Genomic DNA, 20,114 nt, shown 5'->3' with positions numbered 1-20,114 from the left:
ATCGGCCGGCGGGACCACACTGCCTCCTCCTCTAGGAGGAGATCCCGGCGCGCTGGGCGATCAAGGCAAGCGCCACCCGGTCGCGCGCGCCAAGTTTGGAAAGCAGGTTGGAGACGTGCGTTTTCACCGTGGTCTCTGCGATAAACAGCGTGGCGGCGATTTCTGTGTTCGTCGCGCCGCGGCCAATCTCCGCGAGCACGTCGCGTTCGCGTTGCGTCAGCCCCTCCAGCGCAGCTGCTGATTCTGAGGTGGCTCCCCCGTCGCGGACCCACTCCATCACGCGGCCGGTGACCCCGGAGGCTAGGACCGATTCGCCGCGGGCGACGGCGCGTACGGCGTTGGCCAGGACGTCGGGGTCGGCGTCTTTGAGGAGAAAGCCGTGCACGCCGGCGTCGATAGCTGCATGGATCAAGGTGTCGTCGTCGAAGGTGGTCAGCATGATCACGCGTGGGCCCATCTCCATGATCGTGCGGGCGGCGGTGATGCCGTCGAGCACCGGCATGCGGATGTCCAGCACCGCCACGTCGATGCGGTGGGCGCGGGTTTTCTCCACGGCTTCGGCGCCGTCGGCGGCGGTGGCGACGACGGTGATGTCGTCCTGGGCGTCCAAGATGGTGCGGAGGGCGCTGAGGAGGAGCGGTTGGTCGTCGGCAAGAAGCAGGCGGATCATGCTGCCAACTCCGCCCGCACGGTAAACGTCTCCCCGGACTGCCATGTCTTCAGCGTGCCACCGGCGCTCGCCGCGCGTTCACGCAGCCCCTCCAGCCCGACGCCGGTGCCTGGTTGGGGTCGAATCTGGCCGGTAGAAACGACTTCTACCACCACGGTCTCGCCCGGTGCGACCCGAACCGTCACAGTGGGATCGACTTGGTGGCGCGCCGCGTTTGCCAGTGCCTCAGCCACGATGCGATAGGTAGCAAGCGAGGTCACCGGGGAGACATCCACTGCTGGTGCTTCCAGCGATACTTCCACGCCGGCGTCGCGGTAGCGCTGCACCAACGACGGCAGGTCAGGGATCCCCGCCGCCGGGGAAAACGCATGGTCGCTCTCACGCAAACCGCGCACAAGCAGGCGAATCTCCGACAACGACTGCCCTGCGGTCTCGTTGATCTGCTGCAGCGCCTCCCGCTCCTGCCCCACCGCCAAACCAGCATTGGCCTGCGCTTTGATCAGGGTCAGGGAGTGGCCGAGCAGATCGTGAATATCGCGGGCAATGGCGCGGCGTTCCTCCTCGCGCGCCGCTGCGAGGCGCTGCTCTTTCGCGTGTGCTTCTCGACGACGCACCTCATCCTCAGCCGCCACATTCGCCCCCAGGAGATACCCCACCGCACTCGCACCCCAGTGCAGCGCAAGCGTGATCCCGAGATCGACCCCGTGCCGGTAGAACAACACAAAGTTGTCGTCCCACGTCCACATGAACGGTGACAGCAGCGCCCACCCGCACGCGGCGGCGAGGACAACTAGCGCGAAGCGTTTTCCTGTAAACCGCCCGGCGATAAAGGTGGCCACCGGGACCGCCAACACCCACGGCGAAAAGCCAAGGTTTACCGGCGCGGCCAGCCACATCGTCGACCAGGCAACATTCAGCGCGATAAGCGCAACCGAGGAGAACTTCGGCTTGCTCGTGAGCACCACGCACACCGCGACAAAGCCCCACGACAGCACGGCCTGGCCCCAACCTGCCGCGTCTATGGGTTGGGTAAACGCACTCGCGGTGTACACCGCCGCCAAAATGGCGACAGCGACCGCGAGCACAAGGTCACCCGGTTTGTAGCGCATGGGCGTAAGCCTATCGACGACCCCCGCCCCGCACCTCCTCCCCGAGGAGGAGATCTACTTGTTCAGGCCGGGGATCTGGGGCAAGTCCGGCACGTTGAAGCCGGCGGTCTTCAGCAGGGCGAACAGGGCGCCCAGTGCGGTGAGCACGGCGGCGATGATGCCGATGATCTCTGCAAGCTTCGCGTCGAAGGTCTTCGGCTGCTCCGGCGTAGGGGTGTCAGGCGCAGGGGTGCCCGGAGTCGGCGCCGGCTTATCCGGATCGGCAGGCTTGCCGGGCAGCGTGTTCTTCAGCTCCGGTGCGGCGGGCAGTTCCGCGTTCTGCATGCTGAAGAGCAGCGGCGGATTGTCGTCGCACTTCTTTGCCCTGCTCAGCGGGTGGTAGTAGCGGGACTCGAGCGAGTCGAAGGCTTGACCGAAGTAGGTCTTGGACATGTTGGAGGCGAACGCGTTTCGCTGCCATTCGGGCATGTGTTTGAGGAAGCGGGCGGTGTTCGCGCCGGTGCGGCCGAACTCGTAGTCCGGGCCAAGGTCGTTTACTTCTGGCACGGAGCCGTCGATGCCGATGTACCAGCCCGCCGAGCCCTTCAGCGCCTTGCCTGCTGGTGAGAGCGGGATCTGGGAGCCCTGCTTCATGTCCAGGTAGAAGTCGGCGTCGGTGGAGGTCAGGCCTAGTTCTGCCAGTTTGGCCTTGGTGGCGGCGCGGGCGGCGTCGTAGTCGGGGCGGGCGCCGGGTTCCTCGCCTGCCAGGCGGATTTCCTGGACGGCGATGATGGCCGGTTGGGTGAGGTGGTCGTCGCCAAGCGGCTTGAGCCCCTCGAAAGTTGCCTCGAATGCTTCGGTGACGGCGGTGGCGTACATGCCGTGGGTGAGGGTTTTCGCGATGCGCTCGGCTTGCCAGGCGGGGCCGCGCTCCGCGTCGTTGAGGGTGACGCGGCACTGGCCGTTGTCCGCAGGCGTGAGCGTGGCGGCGTGGGTCGTAGGGACAGTGACGGTGAAGGCGGTCGCCGCGGCGACGGCCGATGCGATGAACTTCTTCATGCTTGTTCTATCGGTGGGCTCGCAAACAGGTGTTACACGTCACGGCCTTCGCGGCGCGCGGAATCCCACCGGCTACGCTCGTACGCTGTGACCAACCTGCTCGAACTTCTGCCCGTCGATCCCGCGAATCCGCTGGCTATCATGCCCGCGCTCGAGGAGGCGTTGACCGGCCAGCGCACGCTTTTGCCGGTGCCGACGAACGACCCGGCGCGCACGAACCTGCTGCGCAACACGTTGGAGCCCGGCGCACCTATCGACGACGACATCGCCCTCGTCGTCTCCACCTCCGGGTCCACGGGCAAGCCGAAGGGCGCGATGCTGACCCCGGCGAACCTGATCTCGAGCGCGGACGCGACCCACCAGGCGTTGGGCGGCGAAGGCCAGTGGCTGCTGGCCATGCCGGCGGCGTACATCGCGGGCCTGCAGGTGCTGGTGCGCAGCATGGTCGCGGGTGTGGAACCGGCGTTTGTGGACCTCACGAACGGTTTCGATGTCGCTGAGTTCGCCCACCACGCCCACGACCTGGCCAGCACCGGCGAGCGCACCTACACGGCGTTGACCCCGATGCAGCTGGCCAAGGCGACCTCGACGCTCAAGGGCATCGACGCGTTGCGGACCTTCTCCGCGGTGCTGGTCGGCGGGGCGGCGACCAACCCGCGCCTGCTCGAGTCGGCAAAGAAACTGCGCATCAACGTGGTCACCACCTACGGCTCGTCGGAAACCTCCGGCGGCTGCGTCTACGACGGCGTGCCCATCGCCGGTGCACGCGTAAAAATCGTCGATGGTCGCATCCACCTCGGCGGCCCCATGGTCGCGCGCGGCTACCGCGGAGCCGGGTTGCAGGCGCCCTCCGATGATCTCAAGGACGGCTGGTTCCTCACCTCCGACGCGGGCTCACTTATCGACGACCACCTCACCGTCCACGGACGCATCGACAACATCATCGACTCCGGCGGCCTCAAACTCCACCCCGAAGTGCTGGAGACGTTCCTGCTCAAGGTGGATGGGGTGACGGGTGCGTGTGTCGTCGGTAAGCAAGATGCGCGCTTCGGCGAACGTATTTGCGCTGCGTACACCGGGTCTGCGAGCGTGGCGGACATCATGGACGCGTTTGCGGACGCCGAGGACACCGGTGAAATCGCACGCTGGCAAGTACCGAAGGAACTCAAGGTTGTGCCGGCGCTACCCCAGTTGGGTCCGGGCAAGGTCGACCGGGCTGCGGTGCGGGAGCTGTTCTAGCGGTTAGGCAGACTGGTCGCGGGGCTGAATGATCGGCCCGGGTGGCTCGTCAGGGGTGCCGTAGTTTGCAACCCAAAGCAGAAACGGCGACAACTCGCCGTCGCTTCTTCCCTGCTCAATCTGTTTGACCAGAAATCGCGCAGCGGCAATCTCTCCCATATGTGGCGGCCGCGAAATGCTCACACCGTCGAGAGATTTCAACTCCTCGTACCTAGGTCTCATCGTGCGCACTCCTTTCCGCAATGGGATCAATTTGGTTGAAAAGGCCACCTACAACAGCCTCTCCAATCCTGTTGACCATGCTAGCTTGCTCCGAATTGAGAAACCTATGCTCGCTGAGCTCATCAAGCACCGACGTGCCAATCGCTACCTCTAGTGGCTTCTCCGAAACACACAGCTCTGATGCCCACCTCAGGTCGTGATGCCATTCCTTGGCTGTGTCCTGCACCCGCGTGTTCATCACTGTGTGGGAAACACCTGCCCATGCAATGAGTGCTGCACCCACTGGGCCGATAACCTTTGCAGAAAAGTCCAGTACAGGCACGGTCATATTTGGTGGCCCCAGAGCAAGCACAATTGCATACCCCACTGATGTGGCGACAGCCAACCCTGTAAGCAGCCACGGTAAGTAGATCGAGTTCTTCATATTGAGTTAGACGTGACGAAGCCGCCTACGGTTCCATCGCAGCCACCTCAACCTCAAACTCGTCGGCACGAAGTCCGGACTGGAACGCAATTGCTTCGCGCATTTCCGACTCAGCCTGCTCCAAGTTCTCGGTTTGAGAGACCACGCCGAGCTCCTTGCATCCGAACACCCGACCGACTCCCCACCTGACCGCGTCGGCGCGTGCCTTAGGTTGATGGTGGCGTCGAAAATCGCGCTTACACAGTTCGGATATAAGGAGCAGGAATGGACCGGCAGCACGGGTTTGCGGTGGTCGATCTGGAGACGACGGGGTTGAGCAACCTCGATCGCATTGTGGAGATCGGCGTGGTGCTGCTGCGTCCCGACCTCACGGTGGAGGGCACGTGGGAGACGTTGATCCAGCCGGAGCGTGATATTCCGAACAGTTACATCCATAAGATCACGGCGACGGACGTCGTGGATGCGCCGGTGTTCCGCGACGTCGCCGCGTATCTTGGTGCGCTGCTGAACGGCCGCACGTTGGTGGCGCATAATGCGTCGTTTGAGCGCCGCTTCCTGGCCAACGAGTTCGCGCGCGCCGGCGCTGAGGACGGCATGTGTGAGTGGTTGGACACGATGCGCCTAACCAAGCAGCACCTTGGCGTGGGCAAACTCAGCGAGGCGCTTACCATCGCGCAGATCCATAACCGTTTCGCGCACTCTGCGCTTGCGGATGCCCAGGCCACCGCCGATCTCCTCGCGTACCTGCACGCGAACCACCACGCGGACATCGCCCACTATCCGGCTGCGCTGTTTACCACTCCCGCGCCCGAGGTCCGCACGCTTCCCCGCGGCGGCGCACCCTCCTGGGCGGGCCAGCTTTCGCGTACATTGCCGACGACTGGCACCAAGGATGAAGCCGCCTACCGTGCCGAACTGACCCGCGCGCTTGTAGACCGCGAAATTTCCCGTACCGAAATGCGCCAACTCGAATCCACCGCCATCGCCGCAGGCCTAAGCGCCGATGATGTCGAGGCCATCAACGAGGAGTTCATCCCGCCAACTCGCCGTCGAAGCCTGGTCAGACGGCATAATCACCGACGAGGAACGCGCAGCTCTGCTCAGCATCGCAGAAGCGCTCGGCGTTGATCCCGCTCTCGTGCATTCGCTTCTCGACGACCCCCTCACCGGCCCAACCCCTTCCACCTTCACCCTGCACCCCGGCGATCGCGTCGCCTTCACCGGCGCCCTGACCATCCCGCGCGATACCTGGGCAGCGCGGGCTGCGGTGCGGGAGCTTTTCTAGCCGGAGTGCTCGTCCTGACGTCCCAAACCGTATATATTACGTCATATATACGAGGAGGTGTTCATGACTGAGGCTGCAGCAGACTCCGTCGAAACCACGGTCTTCATGTCGGGCAACAGTCAAGCAATCCGAATTCCTAAGGACTTTCGTTTCGATTCTGAAACGGTTTGGCTGAAAAAGATTGGGGGTAAGCTTTACGTCTCCCCTGAGCCGCTCTCGGCTCTCGATGTGCTCGATGTGATCACTGCCGATTTACCGGATGGGTGGGCGGACGAGTTCGAAGAACCCTCTGATCTCCCCTTAGATCCGATCCCAAAGTGGGATGAATGATGCGCTTCCTCCTAGACACAAATGTGTGGATCGATGCCCTTCGTCGCAGTAACGCAAATATCCTCGAACGCATGCGCGTAACTCGAGCCGACGACATCGTGCTGTCTTCCATTGTCCTTGGAGAGCTGCGGGTTGGTGCGGGTAAGTCAACGTCGGTTCGTCGGACCGATGCTGTCAAGCAACTCGAGCAGGCGTACCAGGTAGTCGGAACCGGAGCGCCCGAGGCAGCTCTTTACGCTGACATCCGTTTGGAGCTAGAGGCGATCGGACAGCCAATCGGTCCCAACGATTTGTGGATAGCAGCTCAGGCACGGGCAAACGACTGCGTTCTCGTTACCGCCAACACCCGGGAGTTCTCCCGTGTCCCATTGCTACAAGTAGAGGACTGGCGGTTGTAACCCCGCGCACCGTTTCCGAGGGGCAGCTCCGCTTAACGACGACACCGTCTCCGGTCGATCTAAGATTTCACGCATGAAGCGCACCATGATCGCCGCCCTAGTTCTGACTACCGTCCCCACTGGTTGCGGCGACTCCGACAAGGTCACCGAGACCCCAAGCACGACGGAAACGACGCCCGTTGCAGAATCCGCTCCTGCAGGAGAGCCGACCGTCGTCGAGTGCCTAGCTGGCACACCGGGGGCCACACGCTGATCCGACGGCAGCGTTTCGTACTCCGAGTGGTGTTTCAACCAAATGGGCGGCGCGACCTATCTAGAAGAAGAGAACCCTCCTGGGGCTCCGCAAGGCGCTGCAGTAACCGGCTACGGCACTGCGCCGAACGGTGCACGAAACCCCAGCTCAGGCGAACTACAAACCCAATGGGGATGCCGGCAGGGATACATTGACGACCCCGCGCTGTGCGACGCAGTGGAGGAAGTCATCCACTCCGCAGATCCAGAAGGCGAGATCTACCAATAGCCGGCAGCGCCCAAACATCTCTTTTTTTATACGCCGCGCGCTGCGTCAATGAGGCGCATCAATTCGCTCACAGGAACAGTAGCCCCCTCGTCACCATGCCGGTCGACACCTACTTCAATAAGCTTCCGCAGCACGTCGTTGGTAGAAGTTCCTTCCTTTGCAGCAATACGCGCCGCGACCGCAGCAAGACCCCACCGAACTGTCCCCAGAAGAACTGCTCGCCGCAGCGCATGCCCCGCGCTACACGCCGGTTCCCGCCACTCCTACGCAGTACAACGTCGCCCCGATGGAACCCTCTACCCCACTGCGGAAGCGCCCCAACCCATCCACAGTGTTCAAGTGGTCTGCCGCCATCGCCCTGGCGTCGTTCTTCCTCTTCGGCCTTTGCACTGAGACGTTCGATCCAGACGCTAAGTCCTTCATCACCGGTGTGTTCGCTATGGGATTCCTCATGGGAGGGCTGACCGCTGCAATTTCTGGCGTTATGGCTTTGATCAGCAAGTTCCGGAGGTAGGTCGTTCGTCCCGAACAGCTTCAACCCTTGTGCGTGTCTGATATTCAGTTAGACTTAGCCACGACATGACCTCCACTCATGTCGGCAAAAACGGTTGAACCCCTGCGCGGGCTGGTTTACCAGCGCAAGGGTTCGGCGAGACTAGCTATCTGGCCAGTCAATCAACTTGCGGATCAAATCCGCAAGCAGTCTGGCTAGCAGCCCGCCTAAGGCTCGGATTGTGATCTCTTCCATCACTTTCCGGGCCTTTCGCTTGTCCGGCTGGTTACCGGAATCAGCTTCTACAGTTTTGGAAGTTCAAATCGAAGTCGCGGGTATTGCCACGGTCATCCAAACGACACGGCACAATAAGCCCCATGTCGTCATTCAGCGAAGTCCTCGATCAGCTCCGTGAGAATCAGCCCCAGGGCAAGTACGGGATCGCGTTTGAGAAGTTGATGGTCAACTTCTTCAAAACCGATCCCGTTCTCTCTGCGCAGTTCGATGAGGTTCAGCGTTGGGATAAGTGGCGCTACAACGGTGGCAAGGCCGATACGGGCATTGACTTGGTTGCGCGCCGCAAGGATGACGGTAAATGGGTGGCAATCCAGGCCAAGTTCTACAAGCCGACCACGAGCATCCAGAAGCAGCACATCGATTCGTTCTTCGAGGCCTCCGGCCGCTCGTTTGAGACTGAGTCGAGCGTCGAACACTTCGTTCACCGCTACATCATTTCGACGACCGATAAGTGGTCGAAAAATGCGGAGGACGCTCTAGAAAACCAGCAGATTCCCACAAGCCGTATCGGCTTTAATCAGATCGCAGAATCACCCGTGAACTGGGATGTTGTGTTCCCCGGCTCCGAGATGCAGGTTCGCCTCACCCGGCGCGAAACCTTCGAGCCGCGTCCGCACCAGCAGCAGGCGATCGAGAACGTCATGGCTGGGTTCAATACGCATGACCGCGGCAAGCTCATCATGGCCTGCGGCACAGGCAAGACGTTCACTGCGCTCCGCCTAGCTGAACAAGTTGCAAAGGACAAGGGGGGGGGCCGCGCCCGCGTCCTCTTCCTCGTTCCTTCCATCGCACTGCTCGCACAGACACTTCGCGAGTGGACTGCGCAGGCTCGCCTAGATCTGAAGAGCTTCGCGGTTTGCTCCGATAACAAGGCCAGCCGCCAGGCCGAAGACATTGCCTCGTACGATCTCGAGGTTCCTGTCTCCACTGATGGCGACGACGTCGCTACTCTTTTCTCGCAGGGTAAGCGCGCCAATGGTCTGCACGTCGTCTTTTCCACCTACCAGTCCTTGCCCGCTGTTCATGATGCTCAGGCGAAGGGTCTCGACGATTTCGACCTCGTTATCTGCGACGAGGCTCACCGCACCACCGGCGTCACACTCGCCGGAGCGGATGAATCCAATTTCGTTCGAATCCATGATGCCGACTACATCAAGGCTGCTCGTCGTCTGTACATGACCGCGACACCACGGCTTTTCGACGACTCCGTCAAAACCAAAGCCGAAGAACACTCAGCCGAACTGGCTTCCATGGACGACGAGGCCATCTACGGTCCAGAGTTTCACCGACTCGGATTTGGTGAAGCGGTGGATAAGGGCCTGCTCACCGACTATCGCGTCTTGGTGATGACCGTGGACGAGGACGTTGCTGCCGAAGCACTGGTTCGGCACACGCAGGAAGGCATGAACCTGACCACCGCTTCAGCGATGATCGGTGCGTGGAACGCACTCGCAAAGCGCTCCGGCAAGTTGCAAGGGCAAAAAGGCGGATTTGAGGAAGATGCTGCACCGATGCAGCGCACCGTTGCCTTCGCGAAGGACATCAAGACTTCGAAGCTGATCGCGGAAACGTACCCGGGACTCATCGCAAGCCACCAACAAACGCTTCGCGAGCATGCTGCGACCAACGATGTTTCTCTTCACAACGTGGATTTGTCCGTCGCGGTACAGCACGTCGACGGCAGTATGAACGCGATGGAGCGCGGCAACAAGATCGCATGGCTCGAGGCATCCATGGAGCCGGACGAAACTCGCATCCTCACCAACGCGCGGTGTCTCTCTGAGGGCGTTGACGTGCCTGGTTTGGACTCGGTGATCTTCTTCAACCCGCGCAATTCCATGGTCGACGTGGTTCAGTCGGTCGGCCGCGTGATGCGCAAGTCGGAAGGCAAGGACTACGGCTACATCATCCTCCCCGTCGCGGTTCCTCCAGGGAAGTCACCATCCGAAGCGCTGAACGACAACGTTCGTTTCAAAGTGGTTTGGCAGATTCTCAACGCACTGCGTGCGCACGATGACCGCTTCAACGCCAAGGTGAACTCGATCGGTTTGAACGGTGACAAGCCTGATGAGCTCCCGATCGATGTCACTCACGTCGAAGTCGAAAAAGCAAAGGCAGAGCTCGATAAGAACGACTCCACCCCTGGTTATGAGACCTCGGAGCTCACCTCCGAGCAAGTTGCACTCTTCTCCCTAGAGAAGTGGCAGGAGGCGATCTACACCAAACTCGTGGACAAGGTTGGTACCCGAACCTACTGGGAAGACTGGGCCGACGATGTGGCGGTGATCGCGGAAAACCAGATCACCCGTATTCACAAACTGCTGGAACACGCGAGCCCGAAACTCCAGCGCGAATTCGAGACCTTCGTGGAAGGCTTGCGCGGCAATCTCAACGACTCGATCTCCGAGAACGAGGCGATCAGCATGCTCTCCCAGCACCTGATCACCGCCCCGGTATTTGACGCGCTGTTCAGCGATCACGATTTCGCAGCCCATAATCCGGTCTCCCAGGTCATGCAGCGCATGGTTGATGCCCTCGACGATAGTGACCTGGATGCCGAGACTGATTCGCTGGAGAAGTTCTACGCCTCGGTGCGTGTGCGCGCTTCTGAGGTCACCAGCGCGTCCGGGAAGCAGCAGGTGATCAAGGAGCTCTACGAGCGATTCTTCCAAAAGGCGTTCAAACGCGACGCTGACAAGCTGGGCATTGTCTACACCCCAGTCGAGATCGTGGACTTTATTCTGCGCGCTGCCAATGACGTGTCGAAGAAGCACTTCGGCCGCGGGCTTACGGACGAGAGCGTGCACATCCTGGAAACTTTCATGCCACGACGGATACAAACGCGCGCGAACTACGATTTAGCTGCCTGACTGGTTCACCGACGTAACCTCGCGCTTCATTGGACGTCGAAAGTCTTCGACTGTTTTTCATTATCTTCGACCCAGTGAACGGTTAGCTTTGTGCCTGCGGTGCCCATCGAATACGAGACTGGCACTTTCCAGATGACCCCAGGTTCCAGCGTGATTGGCTGATCATCCACAAGGAGTCTCATAAGGCCCGATGCGGCTTGGCCTTCGAAGGTCACCGCTTCAGCAGCGAGATCACCAGTATTGGTAACCTCAAACCAGTGTTTCGTTTCCTATTTGATCTTGCCGCGCTTGTCAATTTCCTTTTCGTGTCGCTCGCTCTTTGACTCGACGCGGAAGCGGACGCCGAGCGGCTCATGGCGCACCCCGACCACGGAGAGATCGATTTTGACTAGGTCATGCTCGACGGCAGCCCAGACTTGGTTCTCCAGTTGGCGGATGTCATCGAATTCTCCGAGCAGTCCCCGCTCCTTGATTTCATTCTTGAAATTTCGGAGACCCTCGAGTTGCGCAGTATCGACGTCATGAGGCAGTGGGGCTCTTGAGAAAAACAGGTGTACCGGTTTCCCGCTGTTTACTGCTCGCTCAATCTCTTCAACTGTTCCCGACACTGCATCTGGTGTTGGTGAGCCGAGTCGGCTGCCGAAGAGCGCGACCACGATGTCGGCTCCGTCGACTCCCTGGGTGTTGATGATCTCCTGAGAGTGACCTCCGAGCAGCGGTACAGAATTGGTCTCCCACCGCCACGGCAGTAAGACTACATTCCGAGTCGTCGCGTGGAGTCGATTCCATGAGTGCAGAGCGCCCTCGACTGCATCTCGGGCATCGGGTACGTCGGATGGGGAGGCGACGAGAACGCGCAGAACGGTTGCCGGAAAGCTCATGACTTTATTCAACGTGTCTAACTGCCCGGGTGACGAGAGGAGAGTCCTAGGACCACAAGGAACTGGTCGCGATTGTCTGTTCGCTGCCGTCGCGGCGCAGGCCCTGTCGCGCGCGGCCAAGGCGGGCGATACCTCTCCCGGGGCCGTGACGGCGGCGATCAAGACGACGGCCGAGTGGCTACACAATACGCCGGCGATCGCGCGCGATTCCTATATCAATCCGCGGGTGATCGAGCTGTTTGAAAAGGGCACGGTCATCTCGGGTAAGGCGACCGACGCGAAGGTGCGGGCCCTGCTGACCTAGGCTTCGTCGCTCTCCGGCCACGTGATGGGCGTGGGCGACACATCGCGGGCGGCGAAGCGCTCCGAGCCGATTCCGGCGGCGACGACGAGCACGATGCCAAGGACCTGGATTGGCAGCGGTACTTGGGCGAGGACGATCGCGCCGATAAGCACGCTGATCGCGGGCTCCAGCACATGAGGGTGCCGAAGGCGGCCGGGGCCATGGCACGCAGCGCGACGATTTCGAAGGCGAGAGGGATGACCGGCATCAGGAGTGCGAGCCCGAGCGCCGTGGCGATGACCGGCAGGGACAGGTACGGCAGCGCCTCGGGTAGCCCGATGGGCGCGTAGGCGATGGCGACGATCGGGATGGTGTAGGCGAGGGCGCTGATGCCGGAAAACCGATCACCGACGCGTTGGGTTAAGACTATATACAGCGCCCACCCGAGCCCGGAGCCGAGGGCGAACAGGATGCCGACGACGTCGACGTTACCGATCCAGGGCCGGGTCAGTAAGACGACGCCGATCATGGCGAGGGCGGGATAGGAAAGGGCGCGCCGCGAGGTGCTTGTGAGCGCGGCAAGGACGAGTGGGCCGAGGAATTCCAGAGCCACGGCGGTGCCGAGTTAGATGCGCTGGATTGCGGCAAAAAGAAGAAAGTTAGCGAGCCGGTGGTGACGCCGAGGGCGGTGACGAGACCGGCGTCACGCCAGGTCATACCGCGCAGGCGCGGGCGCGCGATTGCCAGGATGAGGACGGCGCCGGCGGCCACGCGCAGCCAGGCAGCCCCGCGCGGCCCGACGTCGTTGATCAAGCCAACGGCGAAGGCTTCCGAGAGTTGGACCGAAAGCATGGCAAGGACGGCGAGTAGCCAGGGCGGCACCTCGGCCGCACGGGCTTGCTGCTTGTCGCGCCATAGGCTCACCCTTCCAGGCTAAACCCTGCCTTGGCCATTGCCCACGCCTGCGGTTCAATGGTGCTATGACCCGACCCACGATCATGTTTGTGTGCGTTCACAATGCAGGCCGTTCCCAGATGGCGGCGGCTTTTGCCAAGACGCTGTCCGGCGGACGCATTGAGGTCCGCTCCGCGGGCTCCGCCCCCGCTGATTCGATCAACCCCGTGGTACGAGAGGCGATGGCGGAGGTCGGGATCGATCTAGCCGCGGCGCGCCCGAGGGTGCTGGTGGCTGAGGACGTGCAATCCTCCGACGTCGTCATCACGATGGGCTGCGGCGATGCGTGTCCGTTTTTCCCGGCACGCGCTATGAGGATTGGCAGCTGGCCGATCCGGCTGGGCAGGACCTTGCCACCGTGCGCGTGATCCGCGACGAGATTCAGGCTCGGGTGCGCGAGCTGGTGGCGAGCCTGCAGCCCTAGGCGCCGCGCCGACGCATTTGACCCCGCCCTCGACTTAGGTTAGGCTCACCTCAATTTGTGGTGCGGCGCAGGAGGGAATGCACATGGCGAAACGGGGTTTTGAGGGCGTGCTGACGCGCGGATTTGGAGCGCGCGACCACAGCGCAACAGTCACGGCCGTGACCTACCTCGCCCCGCATTTCGTGCGAATCCACCTGGTGAGTGCAAGTCTGCTTGCCGAGGTCGTTCTCGCGCCCACGGCCTGGCTGCGGTTCTGGTTCCCCGATCCGGACGGCAGCGACCAGGAACATCAGCGCGGCTACACCATCGTCGAGGCCGACCCGGATACCGGTGAGTTCGCGATCGACGTGGTGCTGCACGAACCTGCCGGGCCGGCCTCCAGCTGGGCAAGCCAGGCACAGCCGGGCGATACCATCGCGGTCACTACGCTCGGCTCGACGGGTTTCGTCCTGCCCGAGGAACTACCCGACGGATACCTCGTCATTGGTGATGCCGCGTCGCTGCCCGCCATCAATTCAATCCTCGAGGTGCTTCCATCCGAGCTGCCGGTCGAACTGTACCTGGAAGAGCACACGCTCGATGACCACATGCTGGAAATCCGCACGCATCCGCGCGCGCGAGTGCATTGGGTGCCGCGCGTCGATGAGGCGAGCCTGGCGGCGGGACTGGCTGCGCGGGACTGGTCGAACTGGAGCGCGTGGGTGGCGTGTGAGTCCGACAGCTTGAAATATGTGCGTCGCCGCCTGATGAACGATTTTGGCTTCCCGAAGTCCGAAATCCAAGCCCGCGCCTACTGGTGTTATGGGCGGGCATTCGGCAAAAAACGCCCCAAGGATCTGCCCGAGGCTGCCGCCGCGCAGGTACCTGCGGCCGGCGAGGCTGCGCCTATCAGCGGGACGTGGCGGGCTGAGGCCGGTCGGCGCCTGCTCGCCCCGCTGCGCACAACCTTCATCCTGGCGGCGATCGTGCAAGCGCTGGCCACACTCGCGCAGCTGGCCCCCTACGTCCTGCTCGTCGAACTCGCCCGGCTGCTGCTCGTCGGCGCCGGCACCGACGCGCTCATCCGCCTGGGCTGGTGGGCCGGCCTGGTCCTTATCGCGGGCGCGCTACTCACGACCGGGCTGATGACCTGGCTGCACATCGTCGATGCGCGCGTCAGTCAGGACCTGCGCACCCGACTGCTGATGACGCTCGGACGCGTGCCCCTCGGGTTTTTCGATACCCGCAGCGCGGCGCACATCAAGCAGCTGGTGCACGATGATCCGCTGGCGATGCACTACCTCATCACGCATGCGGTGCCCGATGCGGTCGGCGCCATCGTCGCGCCTGTGGCCGTCTTGGGCTACCTGTTCGTGATCGACTGGCGGGTGGCGCTCACCCTGCTGCTGCCGGTGCTCGCCTACCTGATCGGCATGTACATCATGATGACGCAGTCGGGCCCGCGCGTAGTGCAGGCGCCGCAGTGGCGCCAGCAGATGGCCAGCGCTGCTGACGCCTACCTGCAGGGGCAGGCCGTCGTACGCGTCTTCGGGGGTGCAGCCGCCGCGCCCTTCACCCGGAGCCTGCGAGACTACCTCGATTTCCTGCGATCCTGGCAGCAGCCGCTCAGCGGCCGCAAAACCTTCATCGATCTGGTCACGCGCCCCGCGACGTTCCTGTTCCTCAGCTGCGTGGTGGGCACCGCGCTCATCACCGCGGGCATGATGGATCCGATCTCGCTGCTGCCCTTCCTCTTTCTTGGCACGACGTTCGGTGCGCGGCTACTGGGCGTCGGCTACGGTCTGCAGGCGCTGCGCGACGGTATGCTCGCGGCACGCCGAATCCAGGTCATGCTCGACCAGGAGCAGCTGTCCACGCTGCCTGAGGTCGAGCATGCGGCGAGCGCGCCGAGGCCCGCTGGTCTCGTCGAGTTCGATGATGTGAGCTTTGGCTACGACGCGTCTACCCCCGTGCTGTCGGGCGTCTCGCTGCGCCTGGCGCCCGGTACCATCACTGCGCTCGTGGGCCCGTCCGGTGCGGGTAAATCCACCCTGGCGAGCCTGCTTGCCCGGTTCTACGACGTGACCGACGGCGCAATCCGCATCGGCGGCCACGATCTTCGTACGCTCGAGGCATCACAGCTGTATTCGCGGGTTGGCTTCGTCTTCCAGAATCCGCAACTGGTGCGCGCCAGCGCCCACGAGAACATCGCGCTCGCCCGCCCGGATGCCAGTCGGCACGAGGTGGAGCAGGCTGCCCGCGCCGCTCACATTCACGAGCGCATCCTCGCCCTACCGGACGGCTATGACACGATCCTGGGCGCTGACATCGCCCTATCCGGCGGTGAACGCCAGCGCATCACCATCGCCCGTGCGCTGCTGGCCGACTGCCCAATCCTCGTGCTGGACGAGGCGACGGCATTTTCCGACCCCGAATCCGAATACCTCGTCCAGCAGGCGGTCAGCCGCCTGACCGCCGGACGCACCGTGCTGCTCATCGCTCACCGCCTGCACACCATCACTGGCGTCGATACCATCGTTGTGCTCGATGGCGGCCAGATCATCGAGCAGGGTCGGCACGAGGAACTGCTCGCACGCGGCGGTCGCTACGCCGAACTCTGGGCAGCCGCCGAGACGAAGGCCACCTCATGATCCGCACGCTCATTAACCTGCTGCCACCGGCCCAGCGCCGCCATATCACCCCCTACCTGGCGCTCACGGCGCTAAGTATCGCGCTACGCGCCGCAGCGGCGCTCGCCCTCATTCCGCTCATCTCGGCCCTGTTCAGCTCGCAGCCGGGTGATGCCTGGCGCCCTCTGGCCATGATCGCGATCGCTACGGCGCTTGGCTGGGGGTGCGATAGCGCCGCGGCCCGCCACGCCTACGCTGTTGGCTTCGTGCTGCTGGATCACGCTCAGCACACCGTCGCCGAGCGCATCACCACCATCCGATTGCAGTGGCTGACCGGCGATAACCTGGCCACCACGCGTCAGGCGGTCGCTGCCACCGGTCCCGAACTCGTCGGGTTGATCGCCTACCTGGTGACGCCGCTGCTGAACGCCCTTATTCTTCCGGCCGCGATCGGCATCGGCCTGCTGTGGTTTTCTCCGACGCTCGGCGCTGCAGCGCTGGCGTTCCTGCCGCTGCTGCTTGGCGCCCTCGTCCTCTCGATGCGCCTGGCGCGCAGCGCCGACGCCGCCGCGGATCGCGCCCACGCCCAGCTGTCCGAGCGCCTCCTGGAGTTCGCCCGCACCCAGCAGGCGTTGCGCTCCGCCCGCCGCGTCGATACCGAGAGCAGCCATGTCGGCCAGGCACTTGCCGCGCGCACTCATGCGATGAGTCGACTGCTCGCCTACCGCGCGCCCGAGCAGCTGGTTTTCACTCTGCTGACCCAGCTCGCCCTCATTGCGCTCGGCGCCCTCGCGGTCAGCCGCGCCGTCACCGGCGAGGTTTCCCCCGCCGCCGCGATCGCGCTCATCGTCGTCATCGTCCGCTTCTTGGAGCCCCTGGCGCTCGTGGCCGATATCACCGCCGGCTTGCAACTGACCACGAACGCACTGCGCACCATCCACGCCGTGCTTGCCGCACCGCGCGAGCACCCCGGAACCGCGACACCAACCCTCTCAACCGCTCCCCAGATCGAGGTCGCCGACGTCACCTTCGGTTATGACGCCACGCGCGAGCGCCCCGTGCTTGACGGCCTGAACCTCACCTTCCAGCCGGGCACCACAACCGCGATCGTCGGGCCTTCTGGCTCGGGCAAATCCACCCTGCTGTTCCTGCTGGCCGGGCTCCACCAGCCCACCTCCGGAAGCATCCGTATCCAGGGCACGGACCTCGCCGAGCTCACTCCCGCCGCCCGCCGCGCCCTCATCGCCGTCATCTTCCAAGACCCGTACCTGTTTGACGGCACACTGCTGGACAACATCTCCATCGGTAATCCCCACGCCACCGGCGAGCAGATCGAGCGCGCCACCGCACTCGCGCGCGTGGATGCCGTTGCCGCGCAACTCACCGACGGCATGGCCACAATGGTCGGCGACGGTGGCACGCTGCTATCGGGCGGGCAGCGCCAGCGCGTCTCGATCGCCCGCGCCCTGCTCAGCTGCGCCCCCGTGCTGCTAGTCGATGAGGCCACCAGCGCGCTCGATACCGAAAACGAACGCGCCGTCGCCGCTGCCCTGAGCTCGGAGACCACGCCCCGCACCCGCATCATCGTCGCGCACCGCCTGTCCTCCATCCGCCAGGCCGACCGCGTCATCTTCTTCGATGCCGGCCGCGTCATCGAGGACGGCAGCATCGAGGACCTGCTCGCCCTTGATGGCCGCTTCGCCGCATACTGGCGCCAGCAGCAGGCCGCCAGCGCTTGGCGCGTGCGCTAGTGCTCCCGCCAAGCCCTACGGTAGATTCAACGCCCTAGCCTACGTGACCCAGCTCACCGCCGGGTTGAAAGGATGGCATCAAGAAACGCTGTGCAGCAATGGCTCTGGTTTTTGCAGCTACGCTCGCCGGTTGTGGCGACGAGACCGCACCTGAGAGTTCGGCCTCGCCTGCCACGAGATCACCCCCCGACCACCTCAGCTCCTTCCATCAGCGCAAAGCTCAGCGTTGACAGCACGGATAAGCCCCTGACATCTGCCGCGTGCGCCACGATCGACGGGGAATCAACGATGTCATTCGAAACACCGGATCAGCCGCAGTCGTTGCTCACCGTCAAGGTTGCCGATGGCGCCGTCAAGGATGTGATATGGCAAGCCGGCAACACCCTGCACTCCTGGGGAGGCGACTACTTTGGACGTGACCCGCTCGTGAGTGTTGACGCAGACCGCTGGCGGATCGAGGCCTCCGTGCGTGAAATCAGCGGCGACGGTGCGGCCGAACTCAAGGCTATGGAAATCCAAGCGGAGATCGACTGCACGTCTGACGAGAGCCATCATCGCGACGACCCGTATCAGTCGGTAGCCAACGGCCAGTACGCACCGAGCCCTGAGCGCAAAGCTCAGCTCGAGCCACTCGATGCTCTATTCGCCAAGACTCAAAGCGAGGTGATAATCGACGGGCAGGCAGCGACCGTCACGAAAACGTCATGTGACCCCAGCTTCGTCGCTAAAACCAATGTGAGGGCCGATCTTGAGATCGGCGGAGAATCAGCATCCCTATCGTGGGACTTCACCGATCCCGCCGTGCCAAAAGCCGTGGAGTTGCGTCTAACGGGCAACCAGCTTGGCTGGCAGCACGAAAAAACGTCCTACCCGCACACCGGGTCGAGGGCAAAGCCCACGCACTGCGCGGCACGGTCTATTCCGATGACCTGTCCAAAACCAGCACCATCGAGCCCGTCATTTTCTGCGAAGCAAAAGTATGGACACATCGTCTTGGGAACCTACTGCTGCTCAATCGCCGGAAAAACTCCAGTGCTTGCAATTATGACTTCGATGTTAAGAAGGAGAGGTACTTCAAGTCGGGGAAAGGCGTGGCGGTGTTCGCACTCACCACGCAGGTACTTGGAGAACCGGTGTGGACTCCGAGTGTTATCGAGCGACGTCAGAAAGAGCTTTTGGAGATCTTGATTAAGGAGTGGCAACTCTAATCACACCCTGGCGCCTGCCCAATGTCCGCCTTGATGGCTACTACTTGGGTGCTGCCGTCGCGGAAGTGGAAAGTCACCGTACCGTCGATGTTAACGGTGCCTTTGTCGAGCAAAGCTACGCAGAGGTATGGGTTGAAGGCCAACTGTTCAAGTTCAAGGTTGGCGGTCTCTTGCCTGTAGTAGTGGTAGGCGGCTAGTCGGTTGTGCTTGTTGTGGATTTCGTCGACCACGGCAGCGTGCTCAGCTAACAGCGCCTGGTGCTGTTCGTGGCTAGCGTTGAACGCCTTCTCGTAAACCTGTTGGTCTTGCGCGACGCGTGCGTTGTGGGTGATTAGTGATTCGAGCTTTTTCGCTACCTGGTCGATCTGGGCGATCAGTCCGGCTGCTTCGACTTCGAGGTCGCTGGTGTCGAGCGCGTCGAGTACGGCGTGGTTGACGGTGTCATCGGCAGGTGAGCCGAAGCGGAGGCGGATAGCCTCGAGGAACATGTACTTGAGTCGTTGATCGCTGATGTGCCCGGTGGCGCATTTTTCCTGGCCTGCGTATTTGTGGCCGCACCGCCAGATGACCTTTTCGTACTTACTGCCCGCGTGCCAGGTTTTCGAGCCGAAGAAGTGCCCGCACTGGCTGCACTCCAAGGTCGATGAGAAGGGCCTGGTGCGATGCTGGGTTCGCTGATCTCTAGCCCCTTTAGCTATTTCGGCTTGGACGAAGTCCCACACTGCCGGGCTGATGATCGCCTCATGGCTGGCGGTGACGTAGTACTGGGGTACTTCGCCTTGGTTGATGACTTGACGTTTCGTCAGGTAGTCAGCGACGTACGACTTCTGCAGGAGAGCGTCACCCTTGTATTTCTCGTTGGTGAGAATCGCTCGTATGGATCGGTAATACCAGGTCTTGTTGCCTGCGGCGGTGAAGGTCTCTGGTTCGTCGGTGAGGGTGCGGGCGATCGTTCCGATGGACATGCCACCTAAGTACATGTTGTAGATCCGGCGCACGAGTTTGGCTTGCTCGGGGTTGATGACGAGGCTGCCGTCTTCGCCTTTGTCGTATCCGAGGAACCGAGAATATGGGACGGTGGGCTGTGTCAAATTTTGTGGACGGGTAAA

20 protein-coding genes and 2 pseudogenes are annotated in these 20,114 nt (G+C 62.5%); 13 read left to right on the top strand and 9 right to left on the bottom strand.

Annotated elements, in window-relative coordinates; all coding sequences use genetic code 11:
• Window positions 1–31: 31 nt before the first annotated feature.
• Genes HMPREF2785_RS03225 through HMPREF2785_RS03215 form a run of 3 tightly spaced genes read right to left on the bottom strand, consistent with a single transcriptional unit; the run spans window position 32 to window position 2,817 of the window.
• On the bottom strand, window positions 32–670 hold the full coding sequence (locus tag HMPREF2785_RS03225) for a response regulator transcription factor (protein WP_070614243.1): 639 nt from the start codon (window positions 668–670) through the stop codon (window positions 32–34).
• On the bottom strand, window positions 667–1,779 hold the full coding sequence (locus HMPREF2785_RS03220) for a sensor histidine kinase (protein ID WP_070614242.1): 1,113 nt from the start codon (window positions 1,777–1,779) through the stop codon (window positions 667–669). Before HMPREF2785_RS03220 ends, HMPREF2785_RS03225 begins: the two co-directional genes overlap by 4 nt.
• Before the next feature lie 54 nt (window positions 1,780–1,833).
• Window positions 1,834–2,817, bottom strand: coding sequence for a hypothetical protein (locus HMPREF2785_RS03215; RefSeq protein ID WP_070614241.1), 984 nt, complete (start codon window positions 2,815–2,817; stop codon window positions 1,834–1,836).
• Window positions 2,818–2,904: 87 nt separating this feature from the next.
• On the opposite strand from HMPREF2785_RS03215, the gene menE reads away from it, so the two are divergent.
• Entirely contained in the window at window positions 2,905–4,056 is a 1,152-nt protein-coding gene (gene menE, locus HMPREF2785_RS03210; protein ID WP_083284858.1) for an o-succinylbenzoate--CoA ligase, read from the top strand.
• Window positions 4,057–4,059: 3 nt separating this feature from the next.
• Here the strand turns inward: menE and HMPREF2785_RS03205 are convergent, their stop codons facing one another.
• On the bottom strand, window positions 4,060–4,278 hold the full coding sequence (locus HMPREF2785_RS03205; protein ID WP_070421742.1) for a hypothetical protein: 219 nt from the start codon (window positions 4,276–4,278) through the stop codon (window positions 4,060–4,062).
• On the bottom strand, window positions 4,268–4,702 hold the full coding sequence (locus HMPREF2785_RS03200) for a hypothetical protein (protein WP_070614240.1): 435 nt from the start codon (window positions 4,700–4,702) through the stop codon (window positions 4,268–4,270). The genes HMPREF2785_RS03205 and HMPREF2785_RS03200 overlap by 11 nt, the downstream gene beginning before the upstream one ends.
• 264 nt (window positions 4,703–4,966) lie before the next feature.
• Between HMPREF2785_RS03200 and HMPREF2785_RS03195 the strand changes: the two genes are divergently transcribed.
• From HMPREF2785_RS03195 to HMPREF2785_RS03175, 7 genes and pseudogenes are all read left to right on the top strand, one after another.
• The gene (locus HMPREF2785_RS03195) at window positions 4,967–5,830 is read left to right on the top strand and encodes a 3'-5' exonuclease (RefSeq protein ID WP_070614239.1); all 864 of its coding nucleotides are present in this window, start codon (window positions 4,967–4,969) and stop codon (window positions 5,828–5,830) included.
• A 10-nt stretch (window positions 5,831–5,840) separates the two neighbouring features.
• Window positions 5,841–5,987 (top strand): hypothetical protein, encoded by a 147-nt coding sequence (locus HMPREF2785_RS11935; RefSeq protein WP_168164674.1) that lies wholly within the window; start codon window positions 5,841–5,843, stop codon window positions 5,985–5,987.
• 63 nt (window positions 5,988–6,050) lie between these two features.
• Window positions 6,051–6,317, top strand: a complete 267-nt coding sequence (locus HMPREF2785_RS03190; RefSeq protein ID WP_070421738.1) for an antitoxin — start codon at window positions 6,051–6,053, stop codon at window positions 6,315–6,317.
• Complete coding sequence (locus HMPREF2785_RS03185) at window positions 6,314–6,715, top strand: type II toxin-antitoxin system VapC family toxin (protein ID WP_210386086.1); 402 nt, start codon at window positions 6,314–6,316, stop codon at window positions 6,713–6,715. Before HMPREF2785_RS03190 ends, HMPREF2785_RS03185 begins: the two co-directional genes overlap by 4 nt.
• Window positions 6,716–6,788: 73 nt before the next feature.
• Entirely contained in the window at window positions 6,789–6,968 is a 180-nt protein-coding gene (locus tag HMPREF2785_RS11790; protein WP_141750634.1) for a hypothetical protein, read from the top strand.
• 424 nt (window positions 6,969–7,392) lie between these two features.
• Window positions 7,393–7,749: a hypothetical protein gene (locus HMPREF2785_RS11785; protein ID WP_101732407.1), complete on the top strand. Its 357-nt coding sequence runs from the start codon at window positions 7,393–7,395 to the stop codon at window positions 7,747–7,749.
• A gap of 356 nt (window positions 7,750–8,105) precedes the next feature.
• Window positions 8,106–10,847 (top strand): annotated as a pseudogene (locus tag HMPREF2785_RS03175) (DEAD/DEAH box helicase family protein); the annotation flags it as partial.
• Window positions 10,848–11,164: 317 nt separating this feature from the next.
• Here the strand turns inward: HMPREF2785_RS03175 and HMPREF2785_RS03170 are convergent.
• Entirely contained in the window at window positions 11,165–11,776 is a 612-nt protein-coding gene (locus tag HMPREF2785_RS03170) for a hypothetical protein (protein WP_198531366.1), read from the bottom strand.
• Here HMPREF2785_RS03170 and HMPREF2785_RS03165 point away from each other — a divergent pair.
• Window positions 11,775–12,080, top strand: coding sequence for a hypothetical protein (locus HMPREF2785_RS03165; protein ID WP_070614236.1), 306 nt, complete (start codon window positions 11,775–11,777; stop codon window positions 12,078–12,080). The genes HMPREF2785_RS03170 and HMPREF2785_RS03165 overlap by 2 nt on opposite strands.
• Here HMPREF2785_RS03165 and HMPREF2785_RS12180 read toward each other — a convergent pair.
• Window positions 12,077–12,253, bottom strand: coding sequence for a hypothetical protein (locus HMPREF2785_RS12180; RefSeq protein WP_244268670.1), 177 nt, complete (start codon window positions 12,251–12,253; stop codon window positions 12,077–12,079). The genes HMPREF2785_RS03165 and HMPREF2785_RS12180 overlap by 4 nt on opposite strands.
• Window positions 12,254–12,584: 331 nt before the next feature.
• Entirely contained in the window at window positions 12,585–12,911 is a 327-nt protein-coding gene (locus tag HMPREF2785_RS12175) for a DMT family transporter (protein WP_246821139.1), read from the bottom strand.
• Window positions 12,912–13,039: 128 nt separating this feature from the next.
• On the opposite strand from HMPREF2785_RS12175, the pseudogene HMPREF2785_RS03155 reads away from it, so the two are divergent.
• From HMPREF2785_RS03155 to HMPREF2785_RS12170, 4 genes and pseudogenes are all read left to right on the top strand, one after another.
• Window positions 13,040–13,437: pseudogene (locus tag HMPREF2785_RS03155) on the top strand (arsenate reductase ArsC).
• 83 nt (window positions 13,438–13,520) lie between these two features.
• The gene (locus tag HMPREF2785_RS03150; RefSeq protein WP_070510587.1) at window positions 13,521–16,067 is read left to right on the top strand and encodes an ABC transporter ATP-binding protein/permease; all 2,547 of its coding nucleotides are present in this window, start codon (window positions 13,521–13,523) and stop codon (window positions 16,065–16,067) included.
• Window positions 16,064–17,797, top strand: a complete 1,734-nt coding sequence (locus HMPREF2785_RS03145; RefSeq protein WP_070614235.1) for an ABC transporter ATP-binding protein — start codon at window positions 16,064–16,066, stop codon at window positions 17,795–17,797. Before HMPREF2785_RS03150 ends, HMPREF2785_RS03145 begins: the two co-directional genes overlap by 4 nt.
• Window positions 17,798–18,576: 779 nt before the next feature.
• Window positions 18,577–19,005: a GmrSD restriction endonuclease domain-containing protein gene (locus tag HMPREF2785_RS12170; RefSeq protein WP_070491109.1), complete on the top strand. Its 429-nt coding sequence runs from the start codon at window positions 18,577–18,579 to the stop codon at window positions 19,003–19,005.
• Here HMPREF2785_RS12170 and HMPREF2785_RS03135 read toward each other — a convergent pair.
• Window positions 19,002–20,114 (bottom strand): recombinase family protein (locus tag HMPREF2785_RS03135; RefSeq protein ID WP_070614234.1); only part of this gene is annotated, 1,113 nt, incomplete at its 5' end. The genes HMPREF2785_RS12170 and HMPREF2785_RS03135 overlap by 4 nt on opposite strands.

This window comes from Corynebacterium sp. HMSC067D03 (assembly GCF_001811185.1).
In the GTDB taxonomy this organism is placed as follows: domain Bacteria; phylum Actinomycetota; class Actinomycetes; order Mycobacteriales; family Mycobacteriaceae; genus Corynebacterium; species Corynebacterium coyleae.
The sequence above is the reverse complement of the archived record's forward strand: the minus strand, read 5'-3'. Positions and strand labels throughout refer to the sequence as shown.